13 protein-coding genes are annotated in these 19,078 nt (G+C 35.4%); 12 read left to right on the top strand and 1 reads right to left on the bottom strand.

Annotation, left to right across the window (positions count from 1 at the left end; genetic code table 11):
• The 6 genes from RMR19_RS17855 to RMR19_RS17830 all read left to right on the top strand — a co-directional run.
• A partial coding sequence (locus RMR19_RS17855) for a methyl-accepting chemotaxis protein (RefSeq protein ID WP_310604860.1) occupies positions 1–1,666 on the top strand: 1,666 nt, incomplete at its 5' end.
• Positions 1,667–1,832: 166 nt separating this feature from the next.
• The gene (locus RMR19_RS17850) at positions 1,833–3,605 is read left to right on the top strand and encodes a sensor histidine kinase (RefSeq protein WP_310604859.1); all 1,773 of its coding nucleotides are present in this window, start codon (positions 1,833–1,835) and stop codon (positions 3,603–3,605) included.
• A gap of 185 nt (positions 3,606–3,790) precedes the next feature.
• Entirely contained in the window at positions 3,791–5,239 is a 1,449-nt protein-coding gene (locus RMR19_RS17845; protein ID WP_310604858.1) for a glycoside hydrolase N-terminal domain-containing protein, read from the top strand.
• 50 nt (positions 5,240–5,289) lie between these two features.
• Entirely contained in the window at positions 5,290–6,822 is a 1,533-nt protein-coding gene (locus RMR19_RS17840) for a helix-turn-helix domain-containing protein (RefSeq protein WP_310604857.1), read from the top strand.
• A 51-nt stretch (positions 6,823–6,873) separates the two neighbouring features.
• Positions 6,874–8,760 carry a glycoside hydrolase family 2 TIM barrel-domain containing protein gene (locus RMR19_RS17835; protein ID WP_310604856.1) on the top strand — a complete coding sequence of 629 codons (1,887 nt, stop codon included), beginning with the start codon at positions 6,874–6,876 and terminating at the stop codon, positions 8,758–8,760.
• Complete coding sequence (locus tag RMR19_RS17830) at positions 8,744–9,706, top strand: beta-galactosidase small subunit (protein WP_310604855.1); 963 nt, start codon at positions 8,744–8,746, stop codon at positions 9,704–9,706. The genes RMR19_RS17835 and RMR19_RS17830 overlap by 17 nt, the downstream gene beginning before the upstream one ends.
• 27 nt (positions 9,707–9,733) lie before the next feature.
• On the opposite strand, the gene RMR19_RS17825 is transcribed toward RMR19_RS17830, so the two are convergent.
• Positions 9,734–10,852, bottom strand: a complete 1,119-nt coding sequence (locus RMR19_RS17825; RefSeq protein WP_310604854.1) for an AraC family transcriptional regulator — start codon at positions 10,850–10,852, stop codon at positions 9,734–9,736.
• 186 nt (positions 10,853–11,038) lie between these two features.
• Here RMR19_RS17825 and RMR19_RS17820 point away from each other — a divergent pair, with 186 nt between their 5' ends.
• From RMR19_RS17820 to RMR19_RS17795, 6 genes are all read left to right on the top strand, one after another.
• Positions 11,039–12,214, top strand: a complete 1,176-nt coding sequence (locus tag RMR19_RS17820) for a hypothetical protein (protein WP_310604853.1) — start codon at positions 11,039–11,041, stop codon at positions 12,212–12,214.
• 80 nt (positions 12,215–12,294) lie between these two features.
• Positions 12,295–13,806 (top strand): sugar ABC transporter ATP-binding protein, encoded by a 1,512-nt coding sequence (locus tag RMR19_RS17815; protein ID WP_310604852.1) that lies wholly within the window; start codon positions 12,295–12,297, stop codon positions 13,804–13,806.
• An 11-nt stretch (positions 13,807–13,817) separates the two neighbouring features.
• Complete coding sequence (locus tag RMR19_RS17810; protein ID WP_310604851.1) at positions 13,818–14,777, top strand: ABC transporter permease; 960 nt, start codon at positions 13,818–13,820, stop codon at positions 14,775–14,777.
• 13 nt (positions 14,778–14,790) lie between these two features.
• The gene (locus RMR19_RS17805) at positions 14,791–15,801 is read left to right on the top strand and encodes an ABC transporter permease (RefSeq protein ID WP_310604850.1); all 1,011 of its coding nucleotides are present in this window, start codon (positions 14,791–14,793) and stop codon (positions 15,799–15,801) included.
• 16 nt (positions 15,802–15,817) lie between these two features.
• Positions 15,818–18,622 (top strand): alpha-L-rhamnosidase, encoded by a 2,805-nt coding sequence (locus RMR19_RS17800; protein ID WP_310604849.1) that lies wholly within the window; start codon positions 15,818–15,820, stop codon positions 18,620–18,622.
• A 39-nt stretch (positions 18,623–18,661) separates the two neighbouring features.
• The coding region (locus RMR19_RS17795; RefSeq protein ID WP_310604848.1) for a glycoside hydrolase family 3 N-terminal domain-containing protein at positions 18,662–19,078 on the top strand (417 nt) is incomplete at its 3' end.

The following is a 19,078-nucleotide window of genomic DNA, read 5'->3' as shown; positions in this document are numbered from 1 at the left end:
ATCACTCAATGCAAAAGCAACAACAGAAGAAGAAAAGGTAAATATATATAAGGAGTTATTAAACGAACAAACAATATTGGCAGATAATAAAAAAGCGGCATTTTGGAGTATTAATAATACGAAAGTAGATGAACTTTTAGGAACAAATGAAAAAGAATATTGTCTACGTTTTATTGATGGTTTTTCAACAACAAAGGGTTGTGTCGTTTTTGATATTAGTAGCAAGGCGATATACGAAATTCTAGAAGGTTTGGATTTTGGAGAGAATGCAGTAATGGCTATGATTACAGCGGACGGAAAAGAACTTATTGCAAGTCGAGATAGTGAGCTTGATGATTTATCTTTACTTAATGAAGAATTTTATATCGATTCTATTCGTAGTGAAGAAGAATCGGGGCACAGTAAAGTGCAGTGGAGAGGTGAAACTTATCTATATTTTTATAATAAGATAGCGGATACACAAGCAGTTTTATGTGGTCTAGTTCCTTATGATTCCCTATTAAAACAAGTGCAGAGTATTAATAATATTACAGTTGTACTTATGATAGTGGCTTGTGTTATTTCTGTTCTCATCTCAATCATTCTAGGAAAAAGTATTAGTAAGGCAATTCGTATGATTAATAGGCATTTAGATAAGATAGCAAAAGGAAATCTAAGTGATAGTTTAGTATTACATAGACAGGATGAATTTTCTATTATAGGTGCTGGTATTAATCATATGACAGAAAAGATGCAGGCACTAATTTTGAAGGTGAAGGGTCAAAGTAGTGAGGTGTTTGAAAAGTCAGAGACGTTATTTACAGTATCAAGTGATATGAATGAAGCAATTGGAAAAATAGGAATATCAATAGATGAAATAGGCGCAGTTGTTCAAAACCTTTCTGAAGAAGCACAAGACGGGGCTGAAAGAATGGAAGAATTATCAAGTGTCATCGACCTTGTGGATAAGAATACAACGAATATTCAATCTGTTGCAGAAGATTCGAGGAGTATTATACTTAATGGAATTGGACAAATGAAGATACTTGATGAGAAGACAGCCACCACAGGAAAGATCGCGGATACTATTACAGAGCAGATGGAGCAATTGAAGTCTAGTTCTAAGCTAATTGTAGAAGTAATTAATGCAATTCGCAATTTTGCAGACCAGACTAGTCTGCTTGCGTTAAATGCATCGATAGAAGCGGCACGTGCTGGTGAATACGGAAAAGGTTTTCAAGTAGTGGCATATGAAATTGGTGTGCTTGCAAATCAATCTATGGATTCTGTGAATAATATCGAGATACTAATTCAGGAGATTTTAAGCAAGATATCGAATACATCGGATATGATTGCAGAGAATGTTAGAGTTACAAAGGAACAAGAGCAAGCAGTAGCAGATACCCAAGATGTTTTCCATAAGATAGATACTGAGGTTGAAGAACTGTTAGAAGCAGTTAATCTTATTGCAGAGAGTACTTATAGTATGAGAAAGTCAAAGTCTGGAACAATGGAAGTCATTCAAAGTATATCTGCTGTTTCACAACAGACAGCAAGTACAACGGAAGTTGTGAATGAAACAGTAGGTAATCAAGTGCAAATGGCGGAAAAGTTGTCTGGGGCAGCAAACATGTTACAGGACTGTGCAAAATTATTAGAAAATGAAATTGAGAAGTTTCAAGTATAGAGTATAAAGACTTTTGCCGAATAGATATCATATTTATTTGGTGAAAGTCTTTTCTAGTATCTGTATGTATGGTATACTATATTTGTGAAAAATATATAATTGTAGTGATGTGTGAAATGTATTTGTAGGTAATAATTGATAGAAATATAAGATAGGGATACGGACTATGAAAAATTTTAAAAGACTAAGAAAATTGAATGAACGAATCCTTTATTGGATAAATGAGTTACCATTAACAAAGAAAATAACAATATTGATTATGGCGGTTGGTATTATTCCATTAGGGGTAACTTTTGTGCTTTTTCAAAATGAAATTAAGAAAAGTTCTTATGAAAAAGAAATATATATGATTAACCAAGGATATGAACAGTTCTATCAAGCAGTAAGTGATCGTTTAGTACGTGTATATAATATATCATCTTTGATTGCTGTGAATGAAACAATAAATAATACATTTCAGTATAAGGAAAATCAAGATGAAAAGGAATCTTTAGAAGCATTTAAAGAAATATCAGAATATTCTTATGCATTAGAACTATGCTATGATTCAAGTAAAATAGTTTATTATATTGATGACCGTTTTCTTATGTCTGCTACACGAACAGGAAGATTTCGTTCCATGGAATTGGCGAAGGAAACGACATGGTATGATAAATTACATGGTAATAATGAAAAAGCGATGTGGGTAAATTTCGAGGACTCCACACAATTTGAATCAGAAGAATATATGGCATTAGTTCGTTCCATCTGGAATCAAAGAGATTATACTGAGGAGATTGGCGTCGTTGCGATATTAATACCGAAGAAGACAATGAGAAGTATATTGACAAGCTCAGAGGAAGACCAATATATCTATCTAATGTCAAAGCAGAAGGAACTACTAATAGAGAACACGACAGAGGATTCTCTATTTTCTTTTACAAATGATAATCTGATTTTATCGAAGAAGAAGTTTGTTAAACAAAAACTGAATAACGAAGCATATTTAGTAAGAAGTGATGTGCTGGAAAATAATAGAATTTACTTAGTGTCAGCAATTCCGAATGAGAAGATTAATAAATCAATGAAGGAATCGGTCTATAAAGTAGGAATTATTTATCTGATGATTTCGTTGGTGATATTACTTGTGGTGTATCCTCTTACACAATCCATCACAAAGAGAATTCATCTTCTGAGAATTCGAATGGGGCAGATTCAAGAAGGTACAATTCTAAAACTTGAGATGGAACCGCATAAAGACGAAATTGGTGAGTTAATAACAAGTTATGACCAGATGGTGGAGGATTTACAAGAATTACTGGCCAATCAGTATAAGATGGGACAAGAAAAGATGGGGGCAGAACTAAAAGCGTTGCAATCACAGATAAATCCGCATTTTTTATATAATACATTAGATATGATTAACTGGATGGCGCAGAAGAATGAAACAGAGAATATAAGAGGTGTTATCCAATCACTATCAATGTTTTATCGTTTAACTTTGAATAAAGGAAAAGATATTGTAACGATACGTGATGAGATAAAGTTGTGTCAGGCATATATGGAGATTCAAAGGCGAAGATTTCGAGGAAGAATCCGTTTTGAGGAGGAAGTCCAAGAGGAAGTACTTAACTATGTCATTCCTAAAATTACACTTCAACCATTAATTGAGAATGCGATACTACATGGCATCTGTGAAAAAGAGGATGGGCGTGGAGTTGTTATGCTTTCAGCATGGGAAGAGGGAGATCGAATTTGTATCAGTATCACTGATGATGGTGTAGGCATGAAGGAAGAGGTTGCTGAGAAGAAGACGGGAGGAAGTCATTACGGTATTAAAAACATTGAAAAACGGTTATCCATTTATTTTGAAGAGAGTATTTTATTGCAAGTAAGCAGTTCTCTTGGAGTGGGAACTTGTGTAACAATCGAGATTCCAAAAAGGAATATGGAATCATAGAAAAATAAAGACAATCAGAGATAATTACCCTACTGAAAAGCACGTTAAAAGATTATAATATATGATAAATAGAGAGAAATTTCTATTTATTATATGACGCGTTTTATGAATTAAATTTTGCTGATAAGTGGGTGATAAGTATCGATATAGTATTTGAACAGCCAGCGTCACATAAGAGAGAAATAATGCCACTGGGAAACGGAAAACTATGTGCATTTCCATATGGGGGTATATGGGAGGAAGAAGTTCTTCTAGGCAATATCATTGATGGTGCAGTTGAGCTGATACAGTTATTAAAGATTCAATGTAAGGAAAGACTTAAAGTTAAAAATTATTGCAGAAAACTTGATATTAATCAAGCGATTGAGATCGTTGACTTTGAGAGTGAAGAGTGTTCTTACCGAAGAGAATATTTTATTAGCAGAGAATTGAATATGTTTTTTATTAAATTCTCTGCTACAGAAAGAATGAAAGAAGTTTTAATTTCTATAGAGGAAGTATCAAGAAGTACGAAGCAGAACAAGGCAGCGAGTGTGACTAATAAGCTTAAACTAGTTATTCTTGATACGGATGGAGAGGTTAGATACTTAGGTGAGGGAAAAAACAAAATAGAAATTACGCAATCTAGGCAAATAATACTTGGGCTGTCATCGGGGGATTATATTGCTGAGAAAGAAAAGATATATCAAAATGGCTATAATGAGATAAAGAAGTTACATACAGCTTGCTATCAGAAAAAATTGCATCGTGTTAATTTTAGTTTGAATGATGTATGTAATACTAGTACAATAGTAGTAACGGATAATATAGTTAAAGATGCAGAAAAAGACAAAGTAGTTTGTGCATTTATTCATTATTGCAGATATCTGTTAATTAGTTTTTATTATAAAAAAAATAGAAACAAGCAAGGTGAGGATGAAGAGCAAGTAATCTGTGGCTTACAGAGTAGTGAGGAATTTATATCTTGTTTGGAGTATATTATGTGTATGTTTGCTTTAAATCTTGAAGAATGTATAGGAAAACATTACATGAGATTAATGTATACAGACATAGATTTGATTGTAATGCAGGCGATTAAGAAAAATCAACTGCAAGAAATATGTGTGCTATTAGAACGTGTATTTCAATATATTGATAATCCACAACTTCTCTATAAGGTTTTTTATCCTTGTGTAAAAAGACAGACAAAAGAAAATTTGCGTCACCAAATATATGATGTAGTAGGCATGAAGTTTTATAAGAAGTTATGTGAGAAACTTCAGCTTTCATCCTCCTTGCTTGAGGATATCAAACAAGCGAATAAAGAGGGAGAATGGGAAGGTAAGCATCAACAAGAAGAATATTCGAATCTTTTAATAGAGAAAGAAGTAGTGGAACGAATTAAAAATTATGAAATATGGAATCCTTTTAATTTGAAGAAACAGATTCCGTATAAAACAGCAGAGTTGTTGATACGAATGATAATTGAAGAACAAAGTGGAGAATTGCGATTACTACCTGAATTGCCAAAGGTGTGGAAGAATGGGAGTTTAACAGGGGTTCGTATGGATAGAGCGAAAGTGATTGAGATATACTGGGAGGATAGTAAGGTTATTGAATTTATCGTAAATGAATTTAATGAAGCAGGGGTTTAATTAATGCCATTGTTATAACTAAAGATAGGTAGTGGGATCAGGAGGTAAGTATGAAGATATTAATAGCTGATGATGACGATTATACAAGAGAAGGTTTAGTAGAGAGTATTGATTGGAGTCGGTTTGGAATAGAAGAAGTAGTACAAGCTAGAAATGGAAGTGAGGCTAAAAGTATTGCTGCGTGGTTTCAACCAGATATTGTACTTACCGATATCAAGATGCCTAAACTTGATGGAATTAGTTTTGCACATGAACTTGCAGAGATGAATCCTTCCTGTATGCTTATATTTATGAGTGGTTATATGGAGATTGATTACTTAAAAAGTGCAATAAAGCTATCTGCGGTGGATTTTATAGAGAAACCGATTGATTTGATGGGAGTGGAGAAAGCAATTGAGAAGGCAATCGCAGCAATCCATGAACGAAGAAGTGCAGCGGATATGAAGGAAAACAGAAAAGAATTATTACAGCAGAAGTTAGTGAACATCTTAATCAGTAAAGATTTTGATTATGAGATGGCTAAGAAGCTATGTGGTGATGTAGATTTTTCTTTGAAGAGAAATTACTATTGCGTGATAATTCATGATAATGAGAAACGTAGCAATACAGAGGAAGTTATCAATTTAGTTACGGATTTCTTTGATCAAAAGAGAATGCAGGCAATAGGTAACTATGCAGGAGATTATTCTTATACATTTATAATTGCTTGTGATACAAAAGAAAAATATCGTATGAGTGGTGTTTTTCAAGCTTTTTTAAGCCAGTATACGAATTTTATATTGGGAGTAGGATTTGATACGAATGATATTCGAAGTATTCATAATGGCTATCAAACGGCGCTGTTAGCTATGAATTGTTCCTTCTATGATAATACGAATCGAATCTTTTATGTTGATGATGAGATTATGCAGCAAAGGAATCTTGAACCAGGATTATATAATGAATTTGTTGGGTTGTTACGAGAGCATCCTTACAATCTAAAAGAGTGGTGTGATAAAGTTTTTGACAATCTCAAAACTAATAAATATTATCGTAAAGAACAGGTGCAAGCACTCTTTACATCCATGATAATCGTGCTTTGTCGTGAGAATAGAGAAGTACTTGATGGTAGTGAGCATCTTGACAATGAAGAAAAGATTGAATTAGCAATACGCAATCAAGATAAATTAGAGGGGATTCGTCGACTTCTGTTTAAATTAATTACAAAGCTAGAGGAACGATATCAGGAGCAATCACAATACAGCAGATTAATCCGAGGTGTGACAAATTATATAAGCAATCACTATGGGGAAGCAGAATTAAGTGTAAGCCAGATTGCAGAATATTTTCATTTTTCATCAGCGTATCTAAGTGTGCTGTTTAAGCAGGAGATGAATATTACTTTAAAACAGTATATCAGTAATGTTAGAATAGAGCGAGCAAAGAAGATGCTAGAGTTGGATTATGATAAAATCACAGAAATTGCGATTAAGTGTGGATATGCCAATGCAAATTATTTTGCCAAAGTATTCAAAGAAGTAACTGGCATGACACCAATTGAATATAGAGAGGATAAGCTAAATACATCGGCACAAAAAAACTGATAGGAAGTTGTGCAGGTATTTAAATATAACAAAAGCAAGAAAGGAATTCATATGAAAGCAGATATTAATTGGTTAGATGATCCAGAAGTATTTCGAGTAAATCAGTTAGCAGCACATAGTGACCATTTCTACTATAAGGATTGGAAAGAGATGGAGGGCAAGAATAACTCTTTGCAGCAAAGTCTTAATGGAACTTGGCGTTTTTGCTATTCAAGGAATGCGAAAGAGAGACCAACAGATTTTTATCAAGTAGATTTCTGTGATTCGAATTTTGATACGATTGCAGTACCTGGACATATTGAATTGAGTGGGTATGATAAACTGCATTATATTAATACGATGTATCCTTGGGAAGGACATGAGTATAGAAGACCGAAAGGTCTATTAGATAATCACAAAGAGGGAACAGGATTATTCTCTACAGCAGACTACAATCCAGTAGGCTCTTACCGCAAAACATTTGATTTAGAGGAAGGGCTGATTGGAAAACGTGTGTGCATATTCTTTGCAGGCGTAGAGCAGGCAATCTATGTTTGGCTGAATGGTGAATTTTTAGGATATGCGGAAGATAGTTTTACACCTTCTGAATTCGATTTAACACCTTATATTAAAGAAAAAGGGAATGTCTTAGCCGTAGAAGTACATAAAAGATGTTCGGCAGCGTATCTGGAAGACCAAGATTTCTTCCGTTTCTTCGGAATCTATAGAAATGTTATATTATATGCGAAACCAGCGATTCACGTAGATGATTTGTGGATGAAATCGCTACTAAAAGAAGATAACAAGACAGGGGTTTTAACGGTAGATTTGAATATTTCCTCAGAAGTTCAGCTTGGAAGTGTGAAAGCGATACTTATGAATGAAGATGGTGTGGAAGTATTTTCTGATACAAGTGAGCTACAATACAAAACTACCATTGGACCAGTAGAGATTGAAGACGTTACTCCTTGGGACAACCATGTACCATATCTATATACACTTATGATTGAAGTATATGATTCAAACAATACATTGACGGAAGTGATTCCATATAGAACAGGATTTCGCAGGATTGAGATAAAGGATAAGAAAATTCTCTTGAACGGAGAGCGATTGATTATCAATGGTGTTAACCGTCATGAATGGGATGCCAAAAGAGGTAGAAGTATCACCATGACAGATATGGAATGGGATATCAACTGCTTTAAAGAGAATAACATTAACGCGGTGAGAACGTGCCACTATCCAGATCAGTTACCATGGTATTATCTATGTGATGAGAATGGAATCTATATGATGGCAGAGACGAATCTGGAATCTCATGGTTCGTGGCAAAAGCTAGGACAGATTGATCCATCATGGAATGTGCCTGGAAAAAGCCCATTGTGGAAAGCTGCCGTTTTAGATCGAGCAAAAACAAACTTTGAAGTTTTCAAAAACCATACATCAATTTTATTCTGGTCACTTGGGAATGAATCGTATGCAGAAGAAAATATTGTTGCGATGAATGCATTTTTTAAGGAAAAAGACCCAGACCGTTTAGTACATTATGAAGGTGTAGTGAATAATCCAGCTCTTAAAGATAGAATATCGGATATGGAGAGTCATATGTATACTTCTCCTGAGAATGTGGCGAAGTATCTGGAAAACAACCCAGAGAAACCATTTTTATTATGTGAATACATGCATTGTATGGGAAATTCGTTAGGTGGATTCCAGTCTTATAGTAATTTAATTGATAAATATGAGATGTATCATGGCGGATTTATCTGGGATTTTATTGACCAAGCATTATTAGTAAAAGATGAAGTGACAGGAGAAGAAGTACTTCGTTACGGCGGAGATTTTGATGACCGTCCTTCTGATTATGAATTCTCAGGTAATGGAATTGTATTTGCCGATAGAACATTGAAACCAGCGATGCAGGAGGTAAGATATTGTTATGGACTACACAAATAAATTACAAATCATATATGGCGATGTAACAATTGGAATCAAGGGAGCAGATTTTCATTATATCTTCTCTTATCAAACGGGTGGTTTGGATTCTCTTGTAATTGGTGGAAAAGAGTGGTTGTATCGTACTCCTAGACCAACATTCTGGAGAGCAACAACGGACAATGACAGAGGAAATCGTTTTTCGATTAAATCAGGTATGTGGCTTGGCGCAGATATGTTCTTACCATGTACAGCAGCTAGTGTTGAGGTAGATGGAGCAGGAATTGAATTACCAATAGCACCAGTGAATAATCAATATACTGGCAACGAAACAGCAGATAAAATCAAGATTACATTTACCTATAACACGATTACTACACCATCAACAGAGGTAGAAGTAGCGTATGAAGTTTCTGGCGATGGAAAGATTCAAGTGCATGTACATTATCATGGCAAAGAAGGTTTACCTGAACTTCCTGTATTCGGAATGCGTTTTGTAATGCCCACGAAAGCCGTTTCTTATACATACGAAGGGTTATCAGACGAAACATACCCAGATAGAATGCTTGGCGGTGAAAAGGGAATCTATACGATAGAAGGATTGCCAGTTACAAAGTATATAGTTCCACAGGACTGTAACGTTCATATGAACACAGACTGGTTAGAGGTTTGCAGAGACACAACAAAAAATAATGCAGACAAGAGCAGAGAGGAATTCAAATTGCGTTTCGAATCGCTTGATAAGCAATTTGCATTCTCTTGTATTCCATATACTGCTGAGGAATTAGAGAATGCAACTCATCATGAAGAACTTCCATTACCTCGTAGAACTGTTGTTAGCATATTAGGAGCTGTCAGAGGTGTTGGTGGTATTGATAGCTGGGGTGCTGATGTTGAACTACCACATCGTATTAATGCAGAGAAGGATATTACGTTTTCGTTTGCGATAATGAAAGGGCTTGATTGAGCCTTAATTAAGTAATGGAATCAAATATTATTTGTAGTCAAAGTGAATAGCAGAGGCTTGATTTTGCTTTCGGTATTCTAGTGGAGACATTTGATAAGAGGAACGAAAAACACGTGAAAAATGATCAGCGGAGTTGTAGCCAATTTGTTCTGCAATTTCGCTGATTTTCATGTCTGTATTAATAAGATAATCTACAGCATCGGATAACCGGAGGCGCTTAATCAGCTCTGTAAATGTAAAACCAGTATTTTGTTTAATTAATGTACTTAGATGTGGTTCGCTATAGTGAAAAATCTCTGCCAATGTGGAGAGAGAAAGTGTTTGATAATTGTATTGAATATATTGCAGGATTAAAGAAAAATCCGCACCCATCTGATAATTATAAAATTGAATCGTCTGGCTATAATTTCGCAATAAGGTAGAGAAAAATAGGTTTACCCAATTGATACAACAATTATTGCTATAGCTGTCTTGATTACTGCATTCCTGAAAAAGGTTATGCAGTATTTTTTTTATCCACTGGTTGTCCGAAGTAAAAAACAATAGATAATTTGCATGGTTATCTCCTTGAAGAATGGTACGGAAAAAGTAGGAGAGTAAATCCTTTTGTGATAAGAGAGAAAAGAATGTGGTATCAAAAGTACTTTTACGAATCATAATGGTAATAATAGTAGAGTCATCTACGATGGTTAAATCATGCTCAGAAGAAGGTGCAATAATACAAACTTCACCTTCACGTAATGTTCTAGTATTTTGTTCAAAAGTAAAACTACATTCTCCTCGTGCAACAAAGTCAACTTCAAAGTAATTGTGCATATGAGTTTGTGGTCTTGTATAGCGTGGATGGCGGATAACGAACACATCCCGTGTATTTGGAATGATGTCTGTTTCTTGTACACGTAGGCCAGTAGAAGAGTTCCAAGTTGGTATAACGGTAAATGTAATAGAGTCGATGAACTGCTCGAATTCTTCATCTGTCATTTCACGATAAGCATTGTCATGTGTAGTTGCTGGATTGTCTGATTTTAATTGTCCTTGCTTATACATATGTTGAATGACATCTATAAATTGAAGACGATTTCCTGTTCGCATATAATAGCTTTTTAGGTGCTCTTGTAACTCGCCGTAAGTGACATAATAGTTCATCGCCTTTTGTCCCCCTTTAATTCTATAAGATAATTTGATTATATCTTATAGGATTATGCATTTCAATTGAAATCTTAAAATATGTCGGATTACGAGAAAAATACTACATGGATATTCAGACGTTTAATTAGTATAATCAAAGTATAATTAATAACTTAATTCAAAGAGAGTATGGAGGATACGAATATGAAAAAAAGATTATTAGCAGTATTAATGGGTCTTGTAATGACAGTAGCACTTGTTGGTTGTGGAAGTAACAATACGGAAGTAAATGATACAAAAGCAAACAATGCAAGTGTAGGGGAAAAGCAAACAGAGACAGGGGATTCTGTATCAACAGAAACGACGACATATCCAAAAGAAAAAGTATTAATTGGTGTTGAGCTTTATGATCCAACGGATTCAGAGACGATTGCGATTCAAGAGTATTTTGCAAAACTTGCGAAGACATATAACGTAGAATTTAAGTATTCTGAGGCAATTGCAGATGCTGATAGTGAGATGAAATTTATCGAAGATTGTGCTATGGCTGGTTGTAAAGGGTTTATTGGTTATTATAATGTTACTGGATTAGAACAAGTTCAAAGTGTAATTGATTATGGAATGTATTTTTATGGAATGGACGAAGATGAAGTGTATGAAGAATTTGGTGAAAATGAAAACTATCTAGGAATCGTTTCAGCAGGTGGAGATGACTACGATGCTGGAAAAGCACTTGGAGAATGGGTAATGGAAAAGGGTTATACAAATGTTGTTTATGCAAATGGTGGGGCAGATTTTGGTGTCGATCAATTCGTTAAAAGACAGAATGGTTTTATGGATGCAATTGATGATAGTGTAGAAGTAACCGTAGTTAGTGGATTCCCTGGAGACCAGTTCTTTGCAGATCAGAGTTCTGCTTTATCAAAACAAGGGCTTCAAGCAGTAGTAGCATCATTTAATGGTGTAGATTTCTGGGCACAACCAATTGCTTCAGCTGGGCTTGCAGGTACGGTTGAACTTGCAACAATTGGTTCTGTTAATACAACATATGTAGATGCATTTGAAGGTGGACTCTGTTCCTTCCTTGTATCAAAAAATGTAGATACCTTTGGATTTGGAATTGCAGCAATCTGTAATGCAGTAGATGGAAATGCAGATGCTTGGAGAGCAGATGGAAAAGCGTTACGTATGAGTACAGAATTTTGGAAAATAGCAAATGCAGAAGACTGCAAAACATTAAACGATGTTATGAAAAGTGAAGGTGTTTATACAGCAGAGCAACTTATGAGCTTAAGCGTAGCTGTAAATGAAAATGTAACAGTAGATACGGTAAAAGATTTAGTTGCAACAGGAACGATGGAAGCGATATTAAACAGATAATCCAACATGCAATACAGATAGGAGTGAACTAAAAATTTACTCCTATCTGTAAATAGCATAGAAAGTATTTGGTGAATGGCATGGAGAAAAATAGAGAAGTATTGTTTGAAGCAAAGGATATATGTAAAAATTTCGGTACAACAATAGCATTAAATCATGTAGACCTTACTGTGTACCGTGGAGAGATTAGAGGCTTGATAGGGGAAAATGGTTCTGGAAAATCAACGATAACCTCTATTGCGGCAGGAATGCAGGCAGCAGACAGCGGAAAGATGTATCTAAAGGGACAGGAACATAAACCAGCAACAATGATTGAAGGAGCGGCAGCAGGCTTTGGAATGATTGTACAAGAGATGGGAACTATTTCGGGAATTACGATTGCTCAAAATATATTTTTAGGAAATGAGCGTGCATTTAAAAAACATGGTTTGATTAGTGTAAAGGCAATGAACAAAGAAGCAAAAAAAGCGTTAGATGCAATAGGATATTATGATTGTAATCCAGCAATGTATATAGATGAATTGAACATGCAAGATAGGAAGTTAGTTGAGATTGCAAGGGTTATGTATAGCAATCCAGAGGTGCTAGTAGTAGATGAAACAACAACAGCCCTTTCACAACAAGGAAGAGATATCATCTATCAGCTAATGAAAAAGATGAAAGAGGAAAACAAGGCGGTACTATTTATTTCCCATGATTTAGAGGAAACGATGGAGCAATGTGATTCCTTAACTGTTTTGAGAGATGGACAGTTAATAACAACTTTAGATAAAAAGGATTTTGAATCAAATCTTGTTAAAAAGCACATGGTTGGAAGAGAAATTGGAGAGCATTATTACCGTGAAGATAAAGAGTGTACATACGAAGAGGAAGTGCTAATTCGTGCACATGAGGTTACGACAGGACGTGGACTTACGAAGAACGTAAGCCTAGAACTTCATAAGGGAGAAATACTTGGAATTGGTGGTCTTTCTCACTGTGGAATGCATGAACTTGGAAGAGCATTATTTGGAGAAGAACCAATTGTGACAGGAGAGATTACTTACGCTCCAACAGGTGAGAGAATAGAGAATGCCAGAGTTGCAATGAGACATGGAATGGGATATGTTTCAAAAAACCGTGATGCAGAGGCACTTGTACTGACAGGAAGTATTAAGGAAAACATTGTAGGTACAGGATTTAATCAGATTGAAAAGTATGGAATTATAACTCCAAGTGCAGAGAAAAAATATGTACAAAAACAAATTGATGGTTTGCGTATTAAATGTGCGAATATGAATCAACAAGTAAAATTCCTATCTGGTGGTAATAAGCAAAAAGTTGTTTTTGGAAAATGGATTGGAAGAAATGCAGAAATCCTAATACTTGATTGTCCAACAAGAGGTGTTGATATTGGTGTGAAGGCGGCAATGTATGAACTTATGGAGACAATGAAGAAAGAAGGAAAAGCAATTCTTATGATATCGGAAGAGATGGCGGAATTAATCGGAATGTGTGACCGCATTATTATTATGAAAGATGGATATATCTCAGGTGAATTAAATCGTAGTGAACAATTTGATGAAGATGCTGTGATTAATTATATGATATAGGAGGAGCAGTCATGGAAGGAACAGTAAGAAAGAAAGCAATGATAAAAGAGAAAATGATAAACTTTGCTCCTATTATAGGTCTTATCTTAGTTATAGCTGTATTTGCTATTCTTACAGGAGGCAAGAGCATAAGCAAAGTTAATCTAAAAATTATTACGAATCAATTTGTAATGACAGCCTTAGTTTCAATTGGTATGGTGTATTGCTTTTCATGCGGAGCACTTGATATGTCAGCGAGTGGAAGTTTGTGTATATCAGCAATTTCAGGAGCACTAGTAGGAACAAAGACAGGAAGTTTTGCAGCGATGATTATTGTAACAGTGCTTGTGTCTTTGGGAATCGCTTTAATAAAAGGGGTATTAGCAGCATATCTAACTCTGCCAATCTTCATTGTAACAATTATACTTGGAGCGTTGCTGTCAGCGATTGGACTTGTACTATTAGGAAATGAAACAACAATATCAGTACGAAAAATGATAAATATCAATAATATGACAGCGATTAATCTTACCTTTGTAATATGCTTCTACATTGTTGCATTAGTTATCTTTAATTACACGAGAATCGGAAAAGGGTGTAAGCTTCAAGGTGGTAATGCACTGGCATCTGCACAAGCAGGAATCAATGCAAAATGGAATGTAATTGTAGCATTTTTAATGAGTGGTGTTGGTATTGCGTTGGCAGCGATTATTACAATATTAAAGACAAAGACAGTAACGGCATCTTCTGGTGGAAGTATTGGAAATGATATCTTACTAGCAATTGTACTTGGTGGTATGCCTTTAACTGGCGGTTCAAGAAGTAAGATTAGTGCGGCATTAATTGGTGCAGCAACCATTACGATTCTAAACAATGGACTTAGTATCTGTAATGTATCAAATGATATGATTCAGATTGTCAGAGGTATCATATTTATTGTCGTAGTATTCATTACTTCAATGACATATAGAACCAAGTTGCTACCACGTTAAGGAGGATAAAGACATGGAAAAAATAAAAAACATTGCTATAAATGTCGCAAAGTTAGCAGCGATTCCTGTGGTTGTATATCTTATCTTTTGGGTATTATGCAGAAGCCAAGGCGTTACAACATTTGGTGTAGGAGTTGATTTAAGAGTAATTTTAAGAAATACAGTTTATACAGGATTTATTGCACTTGCAGTATCTTATAATTTAACATCAGGAAGATTTGATTTTAGTATTGGCTCGACATTGATACTATCAACGATATTAGGTTCAATGATCACACTTCATTTTAATCTTGGGCCAGTTGCACTTCTCCTTTTTAGTTTACTATTTGGAGCGTTGATTGGTATGTTTAGTGGATTGGTTTATACTGCACTAGGCTTACCACCAATGGTAGTTACATTAGGTCTGGCAATGATTTACGAAGCGGTCGGATTCAAGATAACAGGAGGTTCTGGTGTAAAGTTAATAGGTAAGAGTAAATTGCTTATCTGGAGTCAGCAACCATATGTATATATATTATGTGTTGTTATTGTTGCAATATTATATATTTTATTAAATCGAACACAGTTTGGTTTTGATACACAGTCATTAAAAGGTGGGCAAGAAATAGCTGTTAATGTTGGTATTAAGGAAAAGAAAAATGCAATTATCTGTTTTGCAATTGGCGGATTTTGTATGGCAGTAGCGGGAGTAGTGAATCTATCAGTGCTCGGAACGATAACACCAGAGATTAGTCTTGGCAGTGCCTCTTATATCCAGAATGCATTTATGCCGATGTTCATTGGAAATATACTTGCGAAGTACTTTGACCGTAATACTGGTGTAATAATCGGAGCATTAACACAATCCATTATATTTGCGGGAATAGGGAAATTAGGTGTACCTTCTGCATGGCAGTCTGTAATAACTGGAATTATTGTACTTGTATTCTTTGCTTATTCATTTAATGCATACCGTATTACAGAGTTCCAGACATTTAAAGAGAAACGTAAGATAGCCCTAGAGGAAAAAGCAGGCGAGGCATAGACGAAAGAGGGATTAGATGAAGATAATAGATGTTAGAGTGAATGGAATCAAGAATCCATTAGGATATCATTATGAGTATATTGTTTGTTCGTGGAAAGTGATAGAGACAAAGGGAATAAGACAAGAAAATGTGAGAATTGAAGTAAGTGACACGAAAGCATTTACAAAGCTAATATATGAAAAAGAAGGAAAGGAACTAAACCAAGCAGGTGAACGATTAGAGCTTAGCCTTTTACCAAGAACAGCATATTATGTTCGAATTCAAGTAAGGACAGAGCAGGAAGAGGCAGTTAGCGATATCTATTGTTTTGAAACAGGTAAGATGGAGGAACAATGGGAAGCGAAATGGATTCTGGCAGAGAAGCAAGATACATGCCATCCGATTCTTTTTCGGAATTTTACAACTAGAAAGAAAGTAGAAAGAGCGAGACTTTACATGACAGGAGTTGGGCTTTTTGAAACTTACTTGAATGGAAAACTGCTTGAAAATGAGTATCTTGCACCATATCTGAATAATTATGAAGAGACAATTCAAGTTATTACATTTGCACTAGAAGAGAATCTAAAAGAGGAAAACACGCTGGAAATCTTGCTAGGAAATGGCTGGTATAGAGGACTCTTTGGACTGGAACTAAAGAAAGAGAATTATGGTACGGATTTGGCAGCAATTGCAGAATTGCATATTGAGTATGAAGATGGAAGTAAAGAAGTAATCCTAACAGATGAACAATGGCAATACTATGCGTCGGATATTGAAGATTCTGGCATCTATGATGGAGAGATTATCAATCGTTTACTATGGGCTGGAAAAGAGAATAAACCGAAGTCCGTAAGAGTAGTAGAAAACTCACAAGAGAATTCACAAGATAATATAGGAAACTGTAATCTGAATAAAGCTCATCTAATTGACCGAATTAGTTTGCCAGTGTGTGTACAGGAAGAGTTGCCTGTACAAGAGATAATTAATACACCAAGTGGAGAAACTGTGCTTGATATGGGACAAAACTTTGCTGGATATCTGGAATTTGAAGCATGTTTGCCGAAAGGAACGAAAGTTGTTTTCGATTTTGGAGAAATTCTTCAAGATAACAATTTCTATAACAAAAACTATCGAGATGCGAAATCGCAATTTATATATATTGCGAATGGAGAGCGAGAGATTGTTCGTCCACATTTCACCTACTTTGGATTTCGTTATGTTCGTGTAAGTGGTTGGCATGGAGAAATTGATAAATCTGATTTTGTTGGAAAGGTTATCTATTCTGATATCACAAGAACAGGATATATCGAAACTGGGGACAAGCGAATTAATCGATTGTATGAAAATACAGTCTGGGGGTTAAAGTCAAATTTTATTGATATACCAACTGATTGCCCACAGAGAAGTGAACGTCTTGGCTGGACTGGTGATGCACAAGTGTTTGCAGCTACGGCTTCCTATCATATGGACACAAGGGCATTTTTCCATAAGTATATCAATGACCTTAAATCAGAACAAAAAATTCTTGATGGTGGTATTCCTAATTTCGTACCTAATATTGGACATAAACAGGATGTCGGAAGTGTTTGGGGCGATGCAGCAACAATTATTCCTGATACACTATTTCGCTATTATGGAAATTCGAGTGAATTAGAATATGCCTATCCAATGATGTGCGATTGGATTGATTATATTACAAGAAAAGATTGTGAACGAGGACAGAAGTATCTGTTTAACTTTGGATTTTGTTTTGGAGATTGGCTTGCGCTTGATGGGGCAACAATCGACAGTTTTAAAGGAAGTACAGACGATGCTTACATCGCTTCGGTTTACTATTATCACTCTTGTTTACTTACAAGTAAGGCAGCAGAAGTGTTGGGTAAAACGGAAGAGGTAGTAAAATATAAGAAATTAGCAGACAAGATTAAAAAGGCTATCTTACAAGAGTATTTTACACCATCTGGTCGTTTGGCGATTGATACACAGGCGGCATATGTAATTGCATTAAGATTTGAAATATATATCGATAAGCAGAAATTAATAGAGCAATTTAAGACTCGATTACAGAAAGACTGCAATCGTATCAAATGTGGATTTGTAGGAGCACCACTTCTATGTATGGCATTAGCGGAAATAGGAGAACTTGAATTAGCATATGACTTTTTATTGAAGGAAGGATTTCCAGGTTGGTTGTATGAAGTAGATATGGGAGCAACTACGATATGGGAAAGATGGAATTCTGTCTTAGAAGATGGAACGATTAGCCCAACAGGTATGAATTCATTGAATCATTATGCCTATGGTTCTGTAATGGAATTCGTATATGCCTATGCAGGAGGTATTCGTAGTGGGAAGAATGGATTTAAAGATGCCGTTATCGAGCCAAATCCAGATATTAGGCTTGGTTATGTCAATGCACGTTATGATTCCGTATATGGAACATATATCTGTAATTGGAAGATAGAGCAAGACGGATATGTACAAGTTTATATTGAGATACCATTTGATTGCCAAGCAAATGTAAGGTTACCAGAATATGAGGAAGAGAGTATGCAGTTGGTAGCAGGTTCGTATCGTTTTCGTTATCTTCCTAAGAAGGATTTCCGTAAGCCATATCATCTTGATACCACGTTGGCACGACTTGCAAGAGATAGAAAGGCAATGGAGATACTCAGAAAATATGTACCAGCAATTGCAGGAATTGCGGCATCTGGTGCTGAGGAAATGGGTGCAACATCGCTTAGACAAATATTTTCTATGCACTATCTTCCGTTTGAACCAGAACAATTGCAGTTAGCGGTGGATGAGCTTGTGGATTTGATTGTAACGATAGAAGAGTAGTAATGGATAGAAAAAACTAAGATAGAAAGGAATTCAGATATGATAGCATTTGATAAGAAACCATTTTATTTGAATGAGAAACAGATTGCATGGGTTAATGAAACATATGAAAGCATGTCAATAGAAGAAAAAGTGGGTCAATTATTTTGTCCAATTGTTTTTACGAAGGAAGAGAAGGAATTAAAGGAACTAGTTGAGAAAAAACATATCGGTGGAATGCTTTACCGTGAAGGATTAAGCGAGGAACTACGTCATAGTCATAAGATATTGCAGGAGTCATCTAAGATACCATTATTGATTGCATCAAATCTGGAATACGGCGGTAACGGTTCAGCAATAGAAGGAACTTACTACGGAAGAGAGATGCTTGTAGCGGCTACTGGAAAGACAGAGCGAGCATATCAACTAGGGAAAGTAAGTTGTAAAGAAGGTGCTGCAGTTGGTGTTAATTGGACA

The sequence above is a fragment of the Anaerosporobacter sp. genome, assembly GCF_031551385.1.
In the GTDB taxonomy this organism is placed as follows: domain Bacteria; phylum Bacillota; class Clostridia; order Lachnospirales; family Lachnospiraceae; genus Anaerosporobacter.
This window is presented reverse-complemented; position numbering and strand designations above follow the sequence as displayed.

Coding starts and splice junctions, on each gene's coding strand:
- RMR19_RS17850 (WP_310604859.1), top strand. CDS start 1,833: ATGAAAAATTTTAAAAGACTAAGAAAATTGAATGAACGAATCCTTTAT.
- RMR19_RS17845 (WP_310604858.1), top strand. CDS start 3,791: ATGCCACTGGGAAACGGAAAACTATGTGCATTTCCATATGGGGGTATA.
- RMR19_RS17840 (WP_310604857.1), top strand. CDS start 5,290: ATGAAGATATTAATAGCTGATGATGACGATTATACAAGAGAAGGTTTA.
- RMR19_RS17835 (WP_310604856.1), top strand. CDS start 6,874: ATGAAAGCAGATATTAATTGGTTAGATGATCCAGAAGTATTTCGAGTA.
- RMR19_RS17830 (WP_310604855.1), top strand. CDS start 8,744: ATGGACTACACAAATAAATTACAAATCATATATGGCGATGTAACAATT.
- RMR19_RS17825 (WP_310604854.1), bottom strand. CDS start 10,852: ATGAACTATTATGTCACTTACGGCGAGTTACAAGAGCACCTAAAAAGC.
- RMR19_RS17820 (WP_310604853.1), top strand. CDS start 11,039: ATGAAAAAAAGATTATTAGCAGTATTAATGGGTCTTGTAATGACAGTA.
- RMR19_RS17815 (WP_310604852.1), top strand. CDS start 12,295: ATGGAGAAAAATAGAGAAGTATTGTTTGAAGCAAAGGATATATGTAAA.
- RMR19_RS17810 (WP_310604851.1), top strand. CDS start 13,818: ATGGAAGGAACAGTAAGAAAGAAAGCAATGATAAAAGAGAAAATGATA.
- RMR19_RS17805 (WP_310604850.1), top strand. CDS start 14,791: ATGGAAAAAATAAAAAACATTGCTATAAATGTCGCAAAGTTAGCAGCG.
- RMR19_RS17800 (WP_310604849.1), top strand. CDS start 15,818: ATGAAGATAATAGATGTTAGAGTGAATGGAATCAAGAATCCATTAGGA.